The organism is Desulfosoma sp., assembly GCA_037481875.1.
Classification (GTDB): domain Bacteria; phylum Desulfobacterota; class Syntrophobacteria; order Syntrophobacterales; family DSM-9756; genus Desulfosoma.
Window position 1 is genome coordinate 77,975 of the sequence record JBBFKY010000003.1, and the last position, 18,410, is coordinate 96,384.

Here is an 18,410-nt window from a genome sequence, read left to right on the forward strand (position 1 = left end):
GTCTTTTGCGGAAACCGGTCTCTTAACAGGAAAACAGTCCACACCTGAGGGGGGCTTTCAGTGAAATGACTTGACGCTTTCGCTCTGGTTTTATTAGATCGAACCCCGCAAACCGTGTCACCCTAAAGGATTCCCCAAGAGGAAATGTCGATCATGGTGGAACTTTCCGAACTTAAACAAAGCCCCTTTCTTGCAGATGTTGTCGAATCGGATATTCAGCAACTGGCGCGCATCGCATCCATTGTAAACTTTCGAGAAGGCGAGATTCTCTTTCAAGCCAACAGCCCGGCACGATATTTGTACATTCTCAAATCAGGATGTGTCCTTCTCTGCTTTCCTAACGGTCGGTCTCTTGTGGTTGGTCAAAGCGGTCAAGCTTTGGGATGGTCCAGCCTGGTCAGCCCGCTCCATTACACGGCCACAGGCATCTGCCTGACCGATTCCGTGTTTTTTCAATTCACTAATGCCGAACTTTTCGACCTTTTTCGAATGGATACCACTCTGGCGACCACGATCATGGCCAAAATAGAGGTGGTTATTCAAGAACGGAAACCCTACCGCACACCGATGGCGGCGTGAAGAGGGAGGCGATCCATGCGGGGACTGTCAGCTATTGCAGCCGTCGACGGCTGGTCTTTGACGGTTATGGGAGTCGCCATTGTTCTTGTAGGGCTCTCCGTTTTGTCCCTTGTCCTTGCAAATCTTCACAGAATCTTGAACCTCTGGGACGTAACCGCTCAGGTTTTTAAAGAAAAAACCCTCCTTCGCGAAAAACCCGTTCCCTCCTCGGGGGTGAAGGTCCCTTCCCAAGGGCCTTCGACGACACCACCTGTTCGCGAGATGTCCCTGTCTCGTGAGGATATGGAAGCCTATCAATACTTTCACTGGCTCAGCCAGCGCCAAGGGGATGTGTTTTCGCTGCCGAAGCTCTTGGAGCATGCGGAAAAAAGGGGCATGGATCGACCTCACTACCATCTGTACAAAATGTTGGTTTTGGGCCTGATCGAAGAAATGAAAGGGGATCAACGAGGATTTTATCGCTGGAATCCTGAAGTGCTTGTGAGATCAGACGAGAATTCGGAGTCCTGAAAGACGACTGTTGAGTGTCCCGAAGGCCGGTTGCTTAAGGAAAGGCCAACGAGGAAGGCGCCGTATGCATTTAGTCCTGGATTATCTCAACAACACCGGTTTTGCAATTCTGGATTACCGGCACATCCTGATGATCGTGGTAGGTTGTTGTTTTATCTATCTGGGAGTTGTCAAACACTTCGAACCCCTTCTTTTGGTTCCCATCGGCTTTGGGATTTTGGTCGGAAACATCCCCGTGCTTCACGGGCAAGAGCTGAGCCTCTACGAAGAGGGAAGCGTCCTTTACTATCTTTATTACGGCGTTCGACAAGGAATCTACCCACCTTTGATCTTCTTAGGCATTGGGGCCATGACCGATTTTTCCACCATGCTGGGACGGCCCGTGCTGATGCTGTTGGGAGCTGCCGCTCAGGTTGGTGTCTTTGTTACTTTTCTTGCAGCCTTGGCTCTCGGCTTTCCACCCAATGAAGCCGCATCCATAGGGATTATCGGCGGGGCCGACGGTCCAACCGCTATCTTTCTCACATCTCGACTGGCCCCGGAACTCGTCGGGCCCATCGCTATCGCGGCCTATTCCTACATGGCCCTTGTGCCAGTCATTCAACCCCCGATCATGAGACTTTTGACCACACAAAAGGAACGACGGATTCACATGAGCGATCCCCGGCCGGTCAGTCAGCGTGAAAAGATCATTTTCCCCATCTTGGGATTTGTTCTGTGTTGTCTTTTGGCTCCGGCCGCCTTGCCTCTTCTCGGCATGCTTTTCTTTGGAAATCTTCTCAAGGAATGCATGGCCACAAACAGGCTGGCTCAAACGGCTCGCACCGCCATGATCGATATAGTCACCATCCTATTGGGGGTTACCGTGGGAGCCTCCACACAAGCCGATGTTTTCCTCACGGCCAAGTCTCTCGGCATTTTCGCCCTTGGTGCGGCGTCCTTCATGGTGGCGACGGCTTCAGGCGTGCTTTTCGCCAAGTTCATGAACCTTTTCCTCAAAGATAAGATCAACCCTCTTGTGGGGGCCGCCGGTGTTTCGGCGGTGCCCTTGTCGGCCCGGGTTGTTCAAATGATGGGTCATCGGGAAGACCCTACCAACTATTTACTGATGCACGCCGCGGCCCCTAACGTTTCCGGAGTGATCGGGTCGGCCATCGCTGCAGGATTTCTTTGGAGTTTCTTTAGGTAGTCAAAGGCCGTCGCTTGTTGTACCGTCACCATTGTATTGAGGCTCTCGAGAAAGGGGGTGATGAAACGCAGCGGGCCATTTAGTCCTATTTTGGAATCGTGGAAGAACACACACCGGTTTTCCATGCGGCTAGGTCTCACCTAGCCAAAAATCATGAGTAGATTAACCATGAGAAGGGGGGCATCTGTCATGAAAAAGACAATATTGTTGTGCACTTTAGCTTTATTGGTTGTTTTCGCTCTAAGTCCATGTCCGGATGCCGTGGCTAAAAAGTCATTCCTCGCCATTGGCGGCGGACCCGTGGGAGGAACGTTCAATTACTTTGCCAACGCCATTGCCATCTATATCACAAAGAACGTTCCGGATGTGGAAGTCTCCAGTGAAGGGTCCGGAGGATCTGTGGAAAACGTTAAACGCGTGCATCGAAACGACGTCAATTTTGGTATTTCCTACTCGGGGGACATTTACCTCGGAGCCAATGGGCAGCTCACAGGAGACACGGAAAAGTACAATAACGTTCGTTGCGTAGCTTATCTCTACGGCGCTCCTGCTCAGCTCGTCGTGCTCAAAGCCAGCGGCATCACTTCAGCCAAAGACCTAGCCGGAAAGAAGGTTGCCGTGGGCAACGCTGGTTCAGGGGCAGCCTTGTCTGCCGAGCGGTTCTTTAAAAAGATCGGCATTTGGGACAAGATGGAGCCTCAGTTTTTAGGTTACTCCGCAGCCGCAGCCGCTTTTAAGGATCGAAAGATCGACGCCTTTTGGGTGCTGGTGGGATTTCCGAACGCTTCCATCATCGAAGCCGCCACGCAAGATGACATCGCACTCGTGGATCTTCACAAAACTGCTGAAGAAGCGGGCTTCTATAACGAATATCCTTTCTATAGCAAGGTTGTCATTCCCAAAGGTACCTATCGTGGCCAAGACCAAGACGTGACCACTTTTCAAGACAGCACCCTGTGGATAGCCAATAAGGATGTTTCTGAGGACGTTGTTTACCAGGCTCTGAAAGCCATTTACTCTTCCGAAGGTCTCGATCATATGCGCAAAGCCCATAAAGCAGCGGAGGAAATGAGCTTGGAAACAGCTATCGTAGGATTGGCGGCACCATTGCATAAGGGAGCCTACAAATTCTGGACGGAAAAGGGGCTCAGCATCCCCGCAGCGTATAAGCCGGTCGACTGATGGATTCCTTCCGGGATGGGGTAGCTCCCCGTCCCGGTTATCCTTTCCAATACCATGGCACGGCCGGGAAGTCCAAAACCTCGTTCCACCCAAGTCTTGCGTACGAAAGAGAAGGACACATGATTAAAGAACAAGAACTGGAAAACGCGGCATCAGAGGCCCTCAAAGATGAAAAGCTCAAAAAGCTCGTCGAAAAAGAGGAAAAAACGGGACGCACGTTGTCCGGGTTTTGGGAATATTTGTCTGCAGCCATAAGTGTGTTCATGGTCCTTTTTTACTTCTATTGCGCGGGCGTCAGACCCGTCACTGTCCAATATCATGTGGGCCTTTACGTGATGATCACGTACGTTTTTGTGTTCTTGGCTTACCCCTTTTCCAAGAAATCGCCCCGTCAGCGTCCATCTGTGGTGGATGTCGTTTTGGCCGCCTTGTCCGTGGTGGTTGTGGGCTACTGGATTCATGAATTTGAGAGCCTGAACTACCGCATGGGCAGTGAAACACGATGGGATTTTTATGTCAGTGTGCTGGGCCTTTTGTTGTCCCTCGAAGTGTGTCGTCGGGTTCTTGGGTGGTCCATGACCATTGTGGGATTGTTGGCGGCGTGCTACTGCTATTTTGGACCTTACATGCCGGGGCCTTTTGCCCATCGAGGATTTCGCATCGAGCGGATCGCCAACTACCTTTTCCTCACGCAGGATGGTGTCTTTGGCGTCATGGCCAGCGTTTTGGTCACTTACGTGATTTTGTTCATCTTCTTCGGAGCCTTTCTGAAAAAGTCCGGAGCAGGACAATTCTTCCTTGATTTCCCTATGGCTTTGGCCGGGCGCACCGTTGGAGGTCCTGCCAAGGTCGCGTGTATCGCTTCCACCTTTTTTGGATCGATCTCCGGGAGTGCCATCGCCAATACGGTGACGACCGGGGCTTTTACGATTCCTCTGATGAAAAAGGCAGGTTTTAAGCCTCACGTCGCCGGCGCCATTGAGCCCTCCGCTTCCATAGTGGGTATGTTTATGCCCCCCGTCATGGGCGCCGGTGGTTTTCTCATGGCCGAACTTACGCGAACGCCTTATGTGGAAATCATGAAAATGGCCGTCGGTCCGGCTCTGCTATACTTTCTCTCGGTGTTCATCATGGTTCATTTCGAAGCCAAGAAATACAACATACAAGGACTGCAAGGGGAGGAACTTCCCAAGGCCATGGAGATTCTCAAGAGAGAATGGTACATGTCGCTTCCGCTTGTGGTCATTATTGGGGTGATGCTCCTCGGATACAGTCCGGGCTTGGCGGCTTTTTGGGCGACTTTAAGCTGCATTGTCGTTAGCTGGGTGCGTCCTGAGACGCGAATGAAATGGAGGGAAATTTACGAAGCCATTTTAGCAGGAGCCCGAAGCACCCTGGTGATTGGAGCTACGGTCGGCGTGATCGGGATGATCGTCGGAAGCATTGCGCTTACCGGCATCGGGTTAAAATTCTCCGATATTATTATCTCGCTGTCCGGCGGTAACCTTGCCATCGCTATCATTCTCATAGGGCTGGCTTCTTTGGTTCTGGGCATGGGTGTGCCTGTCACAGCAGCCTATCTGATCACGGCCGTCCTCGCTGTCCCCGCGCTGGACAACCTTGGCGTTCATCTCGTTGCCGCCCATATGATCGTTTACTGGTTCAGCCAAGACTCGAACATCACACCGCCTGTGTGTGTCGCTGCCTACGCCGGAGCTGCCATCGCCGGTTCCGATCCATGGAAAACCGGATGGACCTCTTTCAAGTTTGCCAAGTTCCTCTATGTGGGGCCCTTCCTTTTCGCCTACACTCCTGGCATTCTCTTGATCGGCGACTGGCATACCATCGTAGTCACCTATATCGCCGCTACCCTTGGCACGATCGCTTTTTCCTCGTGCACTCAAGGGTACCTCATTAGAAGAACCTCCCTGGTTGAGTGGATCATCTTTGCTGTTGGAACCTATCTGTGTTTTCATCCAGACTTGTTGACCGATCTCGCAGGTATCGCTCTGATCGTAGTTGTGTACTTGATTCAAAAGTACAAGAACAAAAAAGAGGCGGCAGCCGCTGCATCACAGGCACATTCAACCGCTTCGTGAAATTCCCCTTTGCACACGCAGGAAAACCGCCTCGTCGAAGGGCACTCGCGCACGTCCGGCAGTGCCCTTCAGTCCTTTTCAAAGCATGCAGCGCAAGAGAAGCTTTTCTGGTTTTCGGTAGCAAAAGTTTCCTTCCAGTTTAGATCAGTAAAAAATCGACCGACACCGATGGTAAGGACGCGTTCGAAAACCATCCAGTTGCCCCAGAGTCCATAACCAGTGGTCCACCTGAACACTGGTCACCTGGTTCCAGCCACGAAGATGAAAGGCTTCTTTCAGCTTTTCAACAGCGATGAGGGTCATGGCTCGAATTTCCACTTCTTCTCGACACCCCGACGTTAAGGGTTTTCGAGCGTCGATGCGCGCGGCCAGATCTTCTCGGTAAACAAGAATCCCCAATTGGCGAAGCACTTGGGGCAGTTTGTAGTCGGCAAAAGCCGTCAGACGATCCATATCGACAAAACGACCCGGCCCGCGGCCTTCAAACGCGGAAAAGAGATCGGCGGCAAAAATCTGGGCACGTTTCCAGAAATAAACCTTTATCCCGTCCACACAAAACTCATCACGAAAGCTTGAAAAATCCTCGGCCAACTGAGCCGCCAGTCGACACGCCGAACCATCGGCCCACTCAATGAGATGCAACACATCTCCATGCCATTTTTCAAGAAGCACTCGACCCGCTTCCTGAAGGTTCTTCAGCCGCGCCTCAAAGAGCGGAATCTTTCCACGACCGGCAAGGATTTTTTCCAAATCGGCCGATGTGAGCGTCGCAAGAAATTGAGCATCCGTTAAGGGAACGCCATAAAGATAGGCTTTTTTCAGCGCTGCCGCGAGACCGCAGTAACCCGAATAAGGTGTGCCGTCGAGATCCACTTCCCACAAAGGCTCACCCGAATCCGGCCAAAAACAGTGGTTGAGCACATCCAGGACGAAAATCCATCGAGCCGTCTCCTCCGTTTCGTCCCAGTAATGGAAAGGTTGTCGCCACGATGGAAGATCCCTGAGAAGATCACCCCAGCGCTCGACGGCAGGTGCTACCGCATCTTCCTGCAGCCTCACAAACCGGGCCCGCGCCGCCAGAGATCTTACAGAATCCAAAACAGGAAAAAGAACCATCACTTTTGAATCCTCCTTGGCTATCCCATGATTGTGCTGCATTTTGTAGCCATTCACTGCAGAAAGATAGAGAACACAGTGGAAAAGTTGTCAAATCCTCCTTCGACGAGCATCGAGCATCGTGCGATAGATCTGAAAATCTTGATGTCGATGACGTCCGTGGGCCGGGAAAAATGTGCGTGGTTAACCAACGCCTGCTTAGGGTTTTTAAGGCTTTCCGGCTGCAGTGGAATTCTTTTTTCAGCGAAGCCAAGGAACTTTGCCATTGGTACCTGCTCAGCAGGAAGCCAAGCCTCATCCGAGCGTACCACGACAGGAAAGCAAAGGCATGGTACCCGTTTCTGCAGCGATTGCTGTGGAAAGCTAGGCGCACAGGAATCATCTCGATCCAGGTCGATCGGAATCAGCCGGGGTTTGTATCTGGCCGCCCTGTTGTAACCCGCCACATGTTTCAAGAGGTAAGGTTGGCCTTGCTCGCCACATTCCGAAACAGGCCGGTTTGGATTGTCCGGTCCGTTACCTTGTATTTGGAGAAATGCAATTTCCGGCTGCCTGTCTCCAACAAAGAGGTGCCAGGTGCGATGCACTCTGTAGGCATAATTTATGGGTTTGCAACGAGGCATGGCGGGAGTGACCGCACTCATGCAGGTTGCAACTGTCAGCGACAAATCAAGGATCTCGCAGCAAGCCTCCAGCTGATTCCGGCAATGCTGTTGACTTAACAGTCGGTTGTGAGCGAAAAATCTACACTCCACGCTGAAGAAGATCTGAAGTGAGCACGATTCCTCAAGCGGTTTCCGTCGTAAAGAACAGGGGCGTGATCCTCGGTGCCTGGGGGCCACGGGTTAGGATGTCTTCCAATGTTTTCCCATTGCCGGAAATCTCGTCAGCCTTCATAAATCCGAGCGCGAACAGGCTTAGGCATGTTACCTTTTATCCCTTTTATCCCTTCGGGCTGCGTGCTGCTGTTGACCCAGGGCTACCAGAGTTTCGATTTCATCAGCTATCTTAGAGATATCGACAAAGGTCACTTTCTTTTCCGCTGTCCGGCCGAACCGACTTTTCCGGCTGTCGAGGCTTTCGTTTGCAGCGGCCGACAAGAAAACGAGATTTCGATCCCCCTTCCAGCAACGACCTCAGAAGGCTGAGCGCCGAGCAACGCAAGAAAGCCGCCGACTTTCAACGGCGCATGATCCGGCTGGGAAGCCCTGAAGGAACGGTCTCGGTGCTTTTCGCCGACTGCTCCACAAGGGTGGCTTCCCCAGAAAGAGGAGATCATCGAGCTCTGTTTTAGCGTATGAACCAACGTGGAAGATCATTCTTCCAACAGATGGTGCGCCGCTCAAACCACGAGACTCAAAGATCCTTAAGTCAACGGCATTGGAGGTGTTGGAGAGGGGACGGATGGACTCCAATTCAAAGAAAAGCTACCTTTCGACAGATCCAGCCAAGTAAAGTGGCTCGCATGTTGCTTTTAGGTTTTTAAAGCCTTGTCAACCGCCATGCCAAGGTAAGGATGCGAAGTGGTTCTTTTGTCGTGGTTTCGGGTGTCTCTTCGAGCCCTTTCGGCCCTTCCCTTCGCTTAGGTGGCTCTGGTCGGTCCGGTGTGTTCTGCATGGGGGCAGTCACCGGTCGGCGCACCGTCCACTCCGCAGGGCGTCCCGGCCAACGGGTAGGAAGCCCCCAAGCAGCCCCTGCTTTTTCTGCCCAAGGGAAAGGCGACCCCCGTTCAGACCGAAAAGATCGACGAAGCGGCTCAAAAGATCGGAGCGAACTTCGACCGAATGAGCAAAAAGGCGTCCCGCCGCCTGGGCAAATGGGTGGACGTGAAGGTCTTCTACGGCGTCAGTTGGTTGAAGCTGATCGTCTGCGCGGGGCACCTTTTTCTGGTGGTGCTCTTCGAGCGTTTGTGACGAGCGCTGCTTCGCCGAGGGCTCCTGAGGCTGGAAGCAGCCAGGGAAAAGGGAGGCTGGCTCTCCCTGACCTTGGAGCCCCTCCACAAACCCTTCACCCTCTTCATCCGGGTCTACCGCGTCGATGTGACCCCGTCGCCCCGCTCTTCGGTCATTTCCAATCCCCCGACGGCACCACCCTGTCCACACGGTGGCGAGTCGGGCCGCCGACGTGGGCGGGACCATCGTACTCATCTGTGTCATCTATCGGCTGGTGGCCGTGGTGGACGTGTGGTTGAAACAATGGGCTACCACCTCGGAAAGCACCATCGACGACATGCTGGTCCCCCAGGTGGGCAAGACCCTAAGAATCTTCGTGGCGGTGTGGGCGCCATCATGGTGCTCCAGACCTTGACGGGTATCGACGTCGGCCCGCTCATCGCCTCCCTGGGTATCGGCGGCTTGGTCTTGGCCCCGGCGGCTAAGGAATCGGTGGCCAACTTTTTCGACACGCCGACCATCCTCATCGACATGCCCTTCCAAGTGAGAGAACGCATCTTGGTGCACGGCGACGACGGGACTGTGGAATCCGTATCCATGCCTGGATGATCGCCTTCGCTTCGGTAAAGAACGAAAACAGCTGGAGCCGGAAACACTCTGCTTTAAGTTTTTTCTGGGCGAGAGCACGGGCAAAAACGTCAAAGAGGCGTCCATCAAGAAGTTGATCCATGTTTTCGCTTAGATTATGGAGTGCATCATGATAAGGCACTGGTAGACTCGGGAAGCATTTGTGCTTGAGAGGGCATTCAGAACGATGTGTTCCACAAATCGATGAGGTTGCTTCCATGAAGACCCGCGCACGAGACATTATGAGCACGGATTACGAAACCCTGTCCCCGAATCTTCCCATCAGCGAAGCGGTCAAGCGATTCCGTCAGGCCAGTGCCAAGGGCAGGAAGATCTTCGGCATGATGGTCACCGATGAGTCGGGCCGCTTGGTGGGCATGCTCTCCATGTACGACATTTTGTTGTTCATGCGGCCGAAGCATGTGCACATCTGGGGCCTTATGGAAGACGTTGATTTAGAGGGCATGATGGAGATGGCCTGCCAACGGGCCCGGTCCGTCCGCGTCGGTGACATCATGACCACCGAAGTGATCACCGTGAGTCCAGACACCCATTTACTTCGCGTGATGGACATCATGATCAAGAAACACATTCGCCGACTTCCCGTCCTGGAAGACGGAAAAATTCGAGGAATTCTCTACATATCCGATCTTTTTTATGAGCTTCTCGAGGAGCTGTCCCAATAATTTCAACGACAGGGGTGTGCCATGAAAACGGGAAAAATGGACACCTTGAGCCGCCTGTCCGTAGCTGACGCTATGCGCCGCCAAGTCCTTCAGCGGCCTGAAAGCAGTTCCATCGGCTCCGCCATTAACATCCTTCTGAAATACAAGGTCAATGCGCTTTTGGTGATCGATGGACGCGGGCAACCCGCGGGCGTCGTTTCCAAGACGGACATCATGGGAGCCTATTACGCCGGGCTACCTTTGGAAGCCCCCGTAGAAATGATCATGAGCGGCCCACCCCTCTATTGCAGGCCACTGATGCGGTTGTCTGAAGCGCTTGAAATTATGCATGCCAAAGGCGTCTATCGGCTCTACGTCAGGGAAGCTGATGACATGGCGGTCAGCGGAGTGCTGGCCTACCCGGACATCGTGGGTTTGCTTTACCAGATATGCCGCCACTGCTCGATGAGCCTTCACCAGAGGAAGAGGCGAAGTCAGGCGGATGCCGTGAAACGGTATACGGTCCGGGAAGTCATGACCCGTGAGGTTCAGAGCGTGGATGCAGACACATCGCTTTTCGGCGTTATGGAAAAGCTGTCGGCACATCGCTTTGGAGCGCTCCTGATCACCGAAAGGAGCTATCAGCCCGCAGGCGTCATTTCCAAAACGGATCTTTCCCTGGCGTACCGGCACGGTGTGAATCCTCAGGTTTCCGCACGAGAAATTATGACTCCGAGAGTGGTGAGGTGCGCCGCCGACGAAGCCCTGGAACTGGCCATCCGTCAACTTATTTATCAGGATATTCACCGGCTTTTTGTGCACGGTACCAATACCCAAGAAATCATCGGAGTCCTCTCTCTCAGTGATGCGGCTCGGGTCCGATCCGGATCGTGTCACGCGTGCGTCACCAGTCGAATTCGTTTGGAATCGGCCAATTGAAGCGAGTCTTCGATTCTCGGCCTGCCGCAACATTTACTATCTATGTAAGTGTTTACGGACTTTCCAATATGGTGGGACATCTTTTCAAGCTTTTGTCCTTCCTCCTGGTTTTCAAGGGTTTGGTTCGCAGCGGCACTCGGAATCCTTTCGTTTTCCTCAATCAACAACGCAAGAGGGTAAAAAGACCTGGAAATCGCTCTCAAGGAAATCAGAACGCTACGGAGTCTACTTCCCATAGGTTCCTTTTGCAAGAACATCCGGGACGATGAAAGCCATTGGCAAGACCTTGAAACTTTGATACCCGAATCAAGTGGTATCGCTCAATTTTCACATGACATCTGACCCGATTGCTTGCGAAAACATTATCCGGACCTTGCTGACGATGTCCTAAAGAACCTCGAAGCGAAAGAGCCCGGTTCGGCCCAAAAAGTATAGGCGTGGACAGGGAGAGCTCTGAACAGTCTTGGCGGTCTGAAACCGAACACAAGCTGGCTTCAATCATGACAAGGGGAGGGTAACTTCCATGGACGAATCCTTCTACAAGGCTCTCTTGGACAATTTGGCTGATGGGGTTTATTTCATCGACACGAACCGGCGGATCACCTTCTGGAACAAAGCGGCGGAACGTCTCACCGGGTATACGGCCCAAGAGGTGGTAGGGAAGTCCTGTGCCGACAATGTTCTTCGGCACGTGGACGAATCGGGAAAAGAACTTTGCGTGGAAGGATGTCCGCTGGCTGGCGTCCTTCAAGATGGCCGGATGCGTGAAGCCCACGTCTACATGCACCACAAGTTGGGATTCCGAGCACCGGTAGACATTCGGGCTACGGCCTTGAGAAAAAGCGACGGGGAGATCGTCGGCGCCGTGGAAATCTTTCATACCCCTTCCGAAAGGCTTAATATTTTAGAAGAGATCCAAAAACTTCGAAAGGAAGTTCTAACCGACCCTCTCACCGGTGTGGGCAATCGCCGTTACGCCGAGATGCGCCTTCAGGAATGCGAAAAAGACGAAAGGGAATACGGTGTTCCCTACGGGATTCTCTTCGTGGACATCGACCACTTCAAGAGAGTGAATGACACATGGGGGCATGGTGTGGGCGACAGGGTGCTTCGCATGGTGGCGCAGGTCCTGGACAAATCCGTTCGAAGCCTGGACACTCCCTGCCGTTGGGGCGGAGAGGAATTTGTGGTAATCACCCGGAACGTTACCGCCGAGGGCTTGCAGACGTTGGGGGAGCGGCTGCGCGTCCTCATTGAAAAGAGTTGGCTCGATCATCAGGGTGAGCGTATCGCCGTGACCGCATCCTTTGGAGGTGCTCTTTCTCGGACCGGTGAAACGGCTGAAGATGTGATGAGCCGGGCCGATAAGCAACTCTACCGCAGCAAAGCTGAAGGCCGCAACCGGGTAAGGCTGGATACCTGAAGGTTGGGATCCGGCTCAAACATTTTTGTATCTTTCGGTCTGAAAAGCTTATCCTTGCTGTCCCTGAGATAAACCTGACGGTCGATCCCCCTTCAGACCATGGGTTTGCGGAACAGGTGGACCGCTTCCACAAAAACACTCATTCGCCTCATGCATCAAGCCTCTCAAATCCGTACAACTTCTGTTGGGGCGCACTGGTGTAGGCGCCCCAAAGCTCTGCCACGACCCAGGGGATTTAGGGGCGGACACATCGGTCCGCCCCTATGGAGCATCCCGGAACTGGACTCACTACGGGCGAAGACATCGGTCGGCCCCTAAGGATGAACACCAGGAACCGAACCCATTGAGGGCTGATAAGTCGGTCGGCCCCACACACATCAACAGCCTTAACCCAAACCGATTGTGGGCGGACACATCGGTCCGCCCCTGCGGAGCATTCCGGAACTGGACTCACTACGGGCAAAACATCGGTCCGCCCCTACGGGTTGGTGGCCTTAGGCGGACACTTGGGTTACCGAGGCTCCAGGATTGAAGAGGCTTCATTTAAAAAAGGTTCCTCACACGCTGACAAGCGCTTTTTGGCGAGTCTCACGAAATCCCGCCGGGCGATCTCTTGATGGGGGCTTGAAATTCGACGAGGACCGTTTAGGGCATGGGAACCTCTTTGGAGCTTTGTTCCTGAAGCCAGCGCAGCAAAAAAGGACGATTGTTCTTGGCTGGATCTTGAAGGACCATGTGAAACGCTTTTTTGAGGATGTTACCCACTTCGGGACCTTGGGCCAAACCGGTGATCGACATGACATCTCGACCGTTGATGGCCAGTGCCTTAGGTGTGAGTGCGTGTTTTTCGTCGAGAATCCGTTGGATCCTAAAAGAAAGTCTTTCCACATCTAAAGGGTCATCCGTGGTTCCGTGAGCTCTTCGATCGGCTCGAAGGAGATCCAAAAAATCTTCCATAAGGGATGGCCCCACCCGGTGAATCAGACGTCGTACAGCGCCGTCTTTCCAGGAGTCTGTGGAATGCACCATATGGTTTTCCACCAACGTGACGACCTCTTCCACAAGCTTCTTGGACGCCAACCAACGTGCCAGAATTTCCGACGCCATGTGAGCGCTGAGCTTTTCATGGCCGTAAAACCTAAAGGTACCTCGAACTTTTTGACGCACTCGAGGCTTGCCGATATCATGAAGGAGCGCAGCCAACCGCACGCGGAGACGCGGCGGACTGAAATGCACGCACTCCAATGTGTGTCGATAAATATCGTAACGGTGGTACGCGTTCTGCTTTTTCTTCCAGCCTTCGAGAAGTTCCGGAAAAAAGACGGCGGTCAATCCCGTGCGCCGGCAGAGTTCCAAAGCTTCCACGACATGAGATCCCACAATCATCTTCCAGACTTCGTCCCGAACCCTTTCTACGGCGACGCGAGTCAGCCATGGGGCGGCACTGCGCATGGCCCCTACGGTCTTGGAACTCACACGGAATCCATAACGGCTCACAAACCGAGCCGCCCTCAGCAGCCGCACCGGATCTTCATCAAACCTTTCCAACGGGTTTCCCACGCCACGAAGCCTTCTTGCCGCTAGATCTTTTCTTCCCTGAAAAGGATCCACCAACTTTTCGTCCGGGTAAGTTACGGCCATGGCGTTGATGGTAAAATCTCGACGTGCCAGATCCTTGAAAGCATCCCCATAACCGTTGGCCATCCATGATGTGATTTCCACCACACCGTTTGAAGTGACGACATGGATCGTGCCATGCCGCAAGCCAAAAGTTACCACCCGGTAGCTTGGGCTGAGGATCTCCTGAAGCCTTTCCGGCGAAGCGTTCGTCGAAAAATCCCAGTCGGCGGGGTTTTCTCCCAAAAGATAGTCCCGCACAGCCCCCCCTACGAGCCAGAGCTCATAACCCCTGTCCCGCAGGCGACGGGCCACCCCGGCCACCGCTTCAGGCATAAAACTGAAAATTTGTGCCACGTTGATCATACTCTTCAAAATTTCCTTGATCTCCTCCTTTTTTGCCTATATTAAAAGGACTGTTCGTGAGGCACAAGGGCAGCCACCATGAAGGAGGAAGCAGTGGACGCCACTCAGGTGATGGAAGAGGCCAATCGGATCATCGAGGATTTTCCTCTGCACAAATACGTGCTTTACGTCATGCTGTTCTTTCTTGAGATCGCCATCGCCTTTTGGATCGGTCTCAGTTTGTAAGGGTCGGCTCGCTAGTGTCTGAAAAACCGGCAAAAGCTTTTAAAGGTAGAAGGGAAAGTTTCATGTTACAAAATCTTTTGCGCACGCTAGACCTTCTTTTGTTGCTTAGCGGCGGGGCCCAGGTGGGGGAACCCTTCGTCTTCCGTGTGCGCAAAAGGTGACACAAAGCGCAGAATGAGGATGTGAAGGCCATGGGTTCCACCCCATGGCCTTTTTTATTTGCCACGAAAGGAGGTGATGGACATGGGACTTGGCGGTCCAGTGGATTTGGGTGACGACGTCGGCCCGCTTAAGGACTTGGTCAAGACTGAAAATTTTCCACAGAAACTTGTAACCAAGAAAGGATCCTTTTATGAGTCGCAAAATCTATGTTTTCGACACCACACTGCGGGACGGCGAACAGGTCCCCGGAGCGAAACTCAACAGACGTCAGAAACTGGAAATCGCCGAGCAACTGGCTCGACTGGGCGTCGATATCATCGAGGCCGGCTTTCCCTGTTCTTCACCGGAAGATCTCAAGGCCGTCCAAACCGTTGCCGAACAAGTCAAAGGCCCAGTGATTGCTGGTTTGGCTCGAGCCATTCCGGCGGATATCGATATTGCTTGGGAAGCCGTTAAGAAAGCGGAACGCCCCAGGATTCACGTTTTTCTAGGGTCCTCGGATATTCATCTTCAAAAGAAACTCCGACGTGATCGAGAAACCGCTTTGCAACAGGCGGTGGAAGCCGTTAAATATGCTAAAAAATATTGCGAGGATGTGGAATATTCCACGGAAGATGCTTCGAGAAGTGATGTGGAATACCTGTGTCGAGTGATCGACGCCTGCATCAAAGCGGGAGCGACCGTCATCAATGTGCCGGACACGGTCGGTTACGCTATTCCGGAACAGTATGGCGAACTCATTCGCACCCTACGCGAACGTGTGCCGGCTCTGGACAAAGTCATTCTCAGTGTCCATTGCCACAACGATCTCGGGTTGGCGGTCGCCAACAGTTTGGCTGCGATTCGAAACGGAGCCCAACAGGTGGAATGCACCATCAATGGTGTGGGGGAACGTGCCGGAAACGCTTCCCTGGAAGAAATCGTCATGGCCCTTCGTATCCGCGAATCCTTCTATGATGCCCATACGGACATTGTTACCACGGAAATCTATCGCACCAGCCGCATGGTAAGTCGGCTCATGAATATTCCTGTGCAACCCAACAAGGCCATCGTGGGTGCCAATGCTTTTGCCCATTCTTCGGGGATTCATCAGGACGGCATTCTGAAGGATCGCTCCACATACGAAATCATTCGCCCTGAGGATGTGGGCGTGAAAGCCCACAGTTTGGTGCTCACGGCTCGTTCAGGACGGGCAGCTCTTCGGCACCGCCTCAAGGAACTGGGATACAACCTCACTGACGAAGAATTCGAACGGGTTCACAAACGCTTTCTCAACGTCGCCGATCGCAAAAAAGAAATTTCAGGCCAGGATCTCACCAGCATTGTGGAAATCGAGCTCACCAAGGTGCCGGAAACCTATACGTTCCACAGTCTGCAAATCATGAGCGGCAACACCATGCAGCCTTTGGCCTCCGTGACCCTCATGAAAGACGGACAACTCCTCACAGACGCTGCCACAGGAAACGGCCCGGTAAACGCTGTTTTCAATTGCATTGAACGGATTGTGGGAGAGGAAGGTAAACTTCGAGACTATGACCTCAAGGCGGTCACCATGGGAAAAGACGCTCTAGGGGAGGCTATGGTGCGGGTGGAAATCAAAGGGACGCTGTATTCAGGCGTCGGGACCAGCCCGGATGTTATCGAAGCCAGTGCTCGAGCATATGTGGACGCTTTCAACCGCTTTTTTGCCAACGGAAACCTTTAGTGGCTTGTGTGGCACGGCTTCTTTCTAGGGAGCGTGGGCGTCTCGCTTGGATGAGGGTCTGAGGGGGAAGGCCGCGCTTCCAGGCAAAGCGAAAACTTTTGTAGGGCGCACTGGTGTGTGCGCCCCGAAAACGTGCCCATGCCAGGTTTTGGGGCGGACACATCGGTCCGCCCCACCGGATTGGGTCGACATATGGGTGGTGTGGGCACGTGGATTCACCTCAGAATCCTTGAGCGGAAACATCGGTCCACCCCTTCAAGGTGGCCGAGAAGCGTGCAGGGCCGCGTTTACGCTTCTTTGGTCAAGCTTTCGGGACGTTCGGGGTCAACAACACGACTGTACTCGACTTCGTAGATGTAGAGCATGACCATGGCAAAGGCAAGAATCAGCGGGCCGTAAACAATACCGGCCAGCCCGAACCATTGAATTCCTCCCAAAATAGCCAGAAAGATATAAAATGTGGACATGCCAGCCTGCCCTTTCATGAAAAAGGGCCTTAGAAAATTGTCGATGGACCCTACAAGGATTACACACCACAGGGTCAAAAAGACAGCTGAGCCTACTTTGCCGAGAAGGAAGAGATACACGACGGCGGGAACCCATACCAGGGCTGTCCCCACCACGGGAATAAAGGAGGTAAAGCCCATGAGTGTTCCCCAAAAGAGACCAGGGATACCCACGATTTTGAGGCCGATCCCTCCGGCTAGACCTTGCGCGACGGCCGTAAGAAAACTACCCAAAAGAGCCGAACGCGCTACGGCACGCATCTTTTGCAGAATACGGTCCTCTTGTTCTTCTCGAAGGGGAGACAGGTCCTTGACAGCGCGAATCATGGCCTCGCCGTCTCTTAGCAGATAAAAAAGAAAAAAGATGAGAAGAAAGAAACGAGTCAGGACCGTAGCCGCATCGCCAATGAGGGCGGCTCCTCGATTGATGAGAAACTGCCCCACCTTTCTACTCACGGTTAAAAGATGCTCCTCAAGCTTCAGCTGGGAAAAATCCACAAACGTCACATAAGACTCAAGCCATTCGGTTAGGTGAAGCACCTTCGGATGATCGGCGAGTTTCTGGAGGTTTCCCTGGCGAATCCATTCCGTCACCCGCCCGATGGAATCGATTCCTTGCGCCACCAGGCTGGAGACAAAAAAGATGAAGGGGATAGCGATGAGAAATGTGACTAAGGTCACCGTGAGCAGAGCCGCCACCGTGCGTCGGCCTCGCACCCAAGAAAGTAAGCGCATGTTGAGGGGATGGAAAAGGCTTGCCAGAAGAATGGAAAACACGAGGGTATGAAGAAAAGGCTTCACCACCCCAAAAACCATGTAAAAGGAAAAAAACAAAAGCCCTAGCAAAAACCAGTGATATCCGGCTTTCTGACCTTCCTTGCTCTGCCCTGATTTTTCTATCTGCATCCAGACCGCCTCATGCCATTTGACGAAGCCACCCCACGCCGGTCTCCTCTCGATCGAAATGCACCCACCGCTTGTCATGGCAGCCGCTGGGCTTTTTCCTTATAGGACTTGGCGTTCTCAGGCTGATTGAGCATCTCGTAAAGGAAAGACTGCAAAAGATAGGTTTCCCGAAGATCCTTGGGCTTATCCGCCAGGAGAATTTCCGCTTTTTTGGCAAACTCCAGGGAACGTTTTGGAGCGTTTTTCTGCAACCACACTTTGGCCAAACCCAAAAAGGCCAAGCCGTTATATCCATCCACCTGGACGGCCTGTTCGTAAAATCCCAAGGCTTTGTCCAGCTCCCCTTTACTCAAGGCCCGATCCCCTTCTTGAGTAAGCTGCACCGAGGCGAGGTACTGGGGAGAGGGTTCCTTTGGCGGTTTTACGACAGGAGTCGGGCTAAGGGGTTGTTCTTGAACCTGAGGCAATGGTTTCTCCTTGATAGGTGTCGAAGGGGAAGTCGCAGGCTTTGGGGTGGGCTCAGGGGACGGGGGTGTTTCCGTTTTCGGAGTCGGACCGGCCCACGGTCCCGGAAGAACCACGGGTTTCTTGGGCGTGCACCCCAAAAGGAACACCAATCCAACACAGGTCCAAAGAATACCTACGCCGATTGCTCGTAAAGTGCTCATGAACAATTCCTTCAAGTTCTCACCGGCTTGCCCG

The 18,410-nt window shown here is 53.1% G+C and carries 18 protein-coding genes; 13 read left to right on the plus strand and 5 right to left on the minus strand.

All coding sequences use genetic code 11. From position 1 onward, the window contains the following. The first annotated feature begins 153 nt into the window (after positions 1–153). From WHS46_05365 to WHS46_05385, 5 genes are all read left to right on the plus strand, one after another. Positions 154–579, plus strand: a complete 426-nt coding sequence (locus WHS46_05365) for a cyclic nucleotide-binding domain-containing protein (GenBank protein MEJ5348097.1) — start codon at positions 154–156, stop codon at positions 577–579. Positions 580–594: 15 nt separating this feature from the next. Next, the gene (locus tag WHS46_05370; protein MEJ5348098.1) at positions 595–1,089 is read left to right on the plus strand and encodes an OadG family protein; all 495 of its coding nucleotides are present in this window, start codon (positions 595–597) and stop codon (positions 1,087–1,089) included. A 64-nt stretch (positions 1,090–1,153) separates the two neighbouring features. Continuing rightward, positions 1,154–2,278, plus strand: a complete 1,125-nt coding sequence (locus tag WHS46_05375; protein MEJ5348099.1) for a sodium ion-translocating decarboxylase subunit beta — start codon at positions 1,154–1,156, stop codon at positions 2,276–2,278. A 189-nt stretch (positions 2,279–2,467) separates the two neighbouring features. Beyond that, complete coding sequence (locus tag WHS46_05380; protein MEJ5348100.1) at positions 2,468–3,460, plus strand: TAXI family TRAP transporter solute-binding subunit; 993 nt, start codon at positions 2,468–2,470, stop codon at positions 3,458–3,460. 119 nt (positions 3,461–3,579) lie between these two features. Then, positions 3,580–5,559 carry a TRAP transporter permease gene (locus WHS46_05385; protein ID MEJ5348101.1) on the plus strand — a complete coding sequence of 660 codons (1,980 nt, stop codon included), beginning with the start codon at positions 3,580–3,582 and terminating at the stop codon, positions 5,557–5,559. A gap of 144 nt (positions 5,560–5,703) precedes the next feature. On the opposite strand, the gene WHS46_05390 is transcribed toward WHS46_05385, so the two are convergent. After that, complete coding sequence (locus WHS46_05390; protein MEJ5348102.1) at positions 5,704–6,675, minus strand: queuosine salvage family protein; 972 nt, start codon at positions 6,673–6,675, stop codon at positions 5,704–5,706. 53 nt (positions 6,676–6,728) lie between these two features. Next, entirely contained in the window at positions 6,729–7,319 is a 591-nt protein-coding gene (locus WHS46_05395) for a hypothetical protein (GenBank protein MEJ5348103.1), read from the minus strand. 1,140 nt (positions 7,320–8,459) lie between these two features. Here WHS46_05395 and WHS46_05400 point away from each other — a divergent pair. The 6 genes from WHS46_05400 to WHS46_05425 all read left to right on the plus strand — a co-directional run bounded on the left by WHS46_05400 (position 8,460) and on the right by WHS46_05425 (position 12,221). Next, positions 8,460–8,588, plus strand: a complete 129-nt coding sequence (locus WHS46_05400; GenBank protein MEJ5348104.1) for a hypothetical protein — start codon at positions 8,460–8,462, stop codon at positions 8,586–8,588. Between the two features lie 211 nt (positions 8,589–8,799). Then, entirely contained in the window at positions 8,800–8,982 is a 183-nt protein-coding gene (locus tag WHS46_05405) for a hypothetical protein (GenBank protein MEJ5348105.1), read from the plus strand. Next, entirely contained in the window at positions 8,952–9,176 is a 225-nt protein-coding gene (locus tag WHS46_05410) for a hypothetical protein (protein ID MEJ5348106.1), read from the plus strand. The genes WHS46_05405 and WHS46_05410 overlap by 31 nt, the downstream gene beginning before the upstream one ends. Positions 9,177–9,412: 236 nt before the next feature. Next, on the plus strand, positions 9,413–9,880 hold the full coding sequence (locus tag WHS46_05415; protein ID MEJ5348107.1) for a CBS domain-containing protein: 468 nt from the start codon (positions 9,413–9,415) through the stop codon (positions 9,878–9,880). Between the two features lie 21 nt (positions 9,881–9,901). Continuing rightward, positions 9,902–10,798, plus strand: coding sequence for a CBS domain-containing protein (locus WHS46_05420; GenBank protein ID MEJ5348108.1), 897 nt, complete (start codon positions 9,902–9,904; stop codon positions 10,796–10,798). Between the two features lie 523 nt (positions 10,799–11,321). Further along, positions 11,322–12,221: a diguanylate cyclase gene (locus WHS46_05425; GenBank protein ID MEJ5348109.1), complete on the plus strand. Its 900-nt coding sequence runs from the start codon at positions 11,322–11,324 to the stop codon at positions 12,219–12,221. A gap of 645 nt (positions 12,222–12,866) precedes the next feature. Here the strand turns inward: WHS46_05425 and WHS46_05430 are convergent. Beyond that, entirely contained in the window at positions 12,867–14,204 is a 1,338-nt protein-coding gene (locus tag WHS46_05430) for an HD domain-containing protein (protein ID MEJ5348110.1), read from the minus strand. Between the two features lie 78 nt (positions 14,205–14,282). On the opposite strand from WHS46_05430, the gene WHS46_05435 reads away from it, so the two are divergent. Together WHS46_05435 and WHS46_05440 are read left to right on the plus strand one after the other, a co-directional pair. Next, positions 14,283–14,429: a hypothetical protein gene (locus WHS46_05435; protein MEJ5348111.1), complete on the plus strand. Its 147-nt coding sequence runs from the start codon at positions 14,283–14,285 to the stop codon at positions 14,427–14,429. A gap of 352 nt (positions 14,430–14,781) precedes the next feature. Continuing rightward, complete coding sequence (locus WHS46_05440) at positions 14,782–16,296, plus strand: 2-isopropylmalate synthase (GenBank protein ID MEJ5348112.1); 1,515 nt, start codon at positions 14,782–14,784, stop codon at positions 16,294–16,296. Between the two features lie 287 nt (positions 16,297–16,583). Here WHS46_05440 and WHS46_05445 read toward each other — a convergent pair whose 3' ends face one another. Continuing rightward, positions 16,584–17,708, minus strand: a complete 1,125-nt coding sequence (locus tag WHS46_05445) for an AI-2E family transporter (GenBank protein ID MEJ5348113.1) — start codon at positions 17,706–17,708, stop codon at positions 16,584–16,586. A gap of 74 nt (positions 17,709–17,782) precedes the next feature. Next, complete coding sequence (locus tag WHS46_05450; protein ID MEJ5348114.1) at positions 17,783–18,376, minus strand: hypothetical protein; 594 nt, start codon at positions 18,374–18,376, stop codon at positions 17,783–17,785. Positions 18,377–18,410 lie beyond the last annotated feature (34 nt).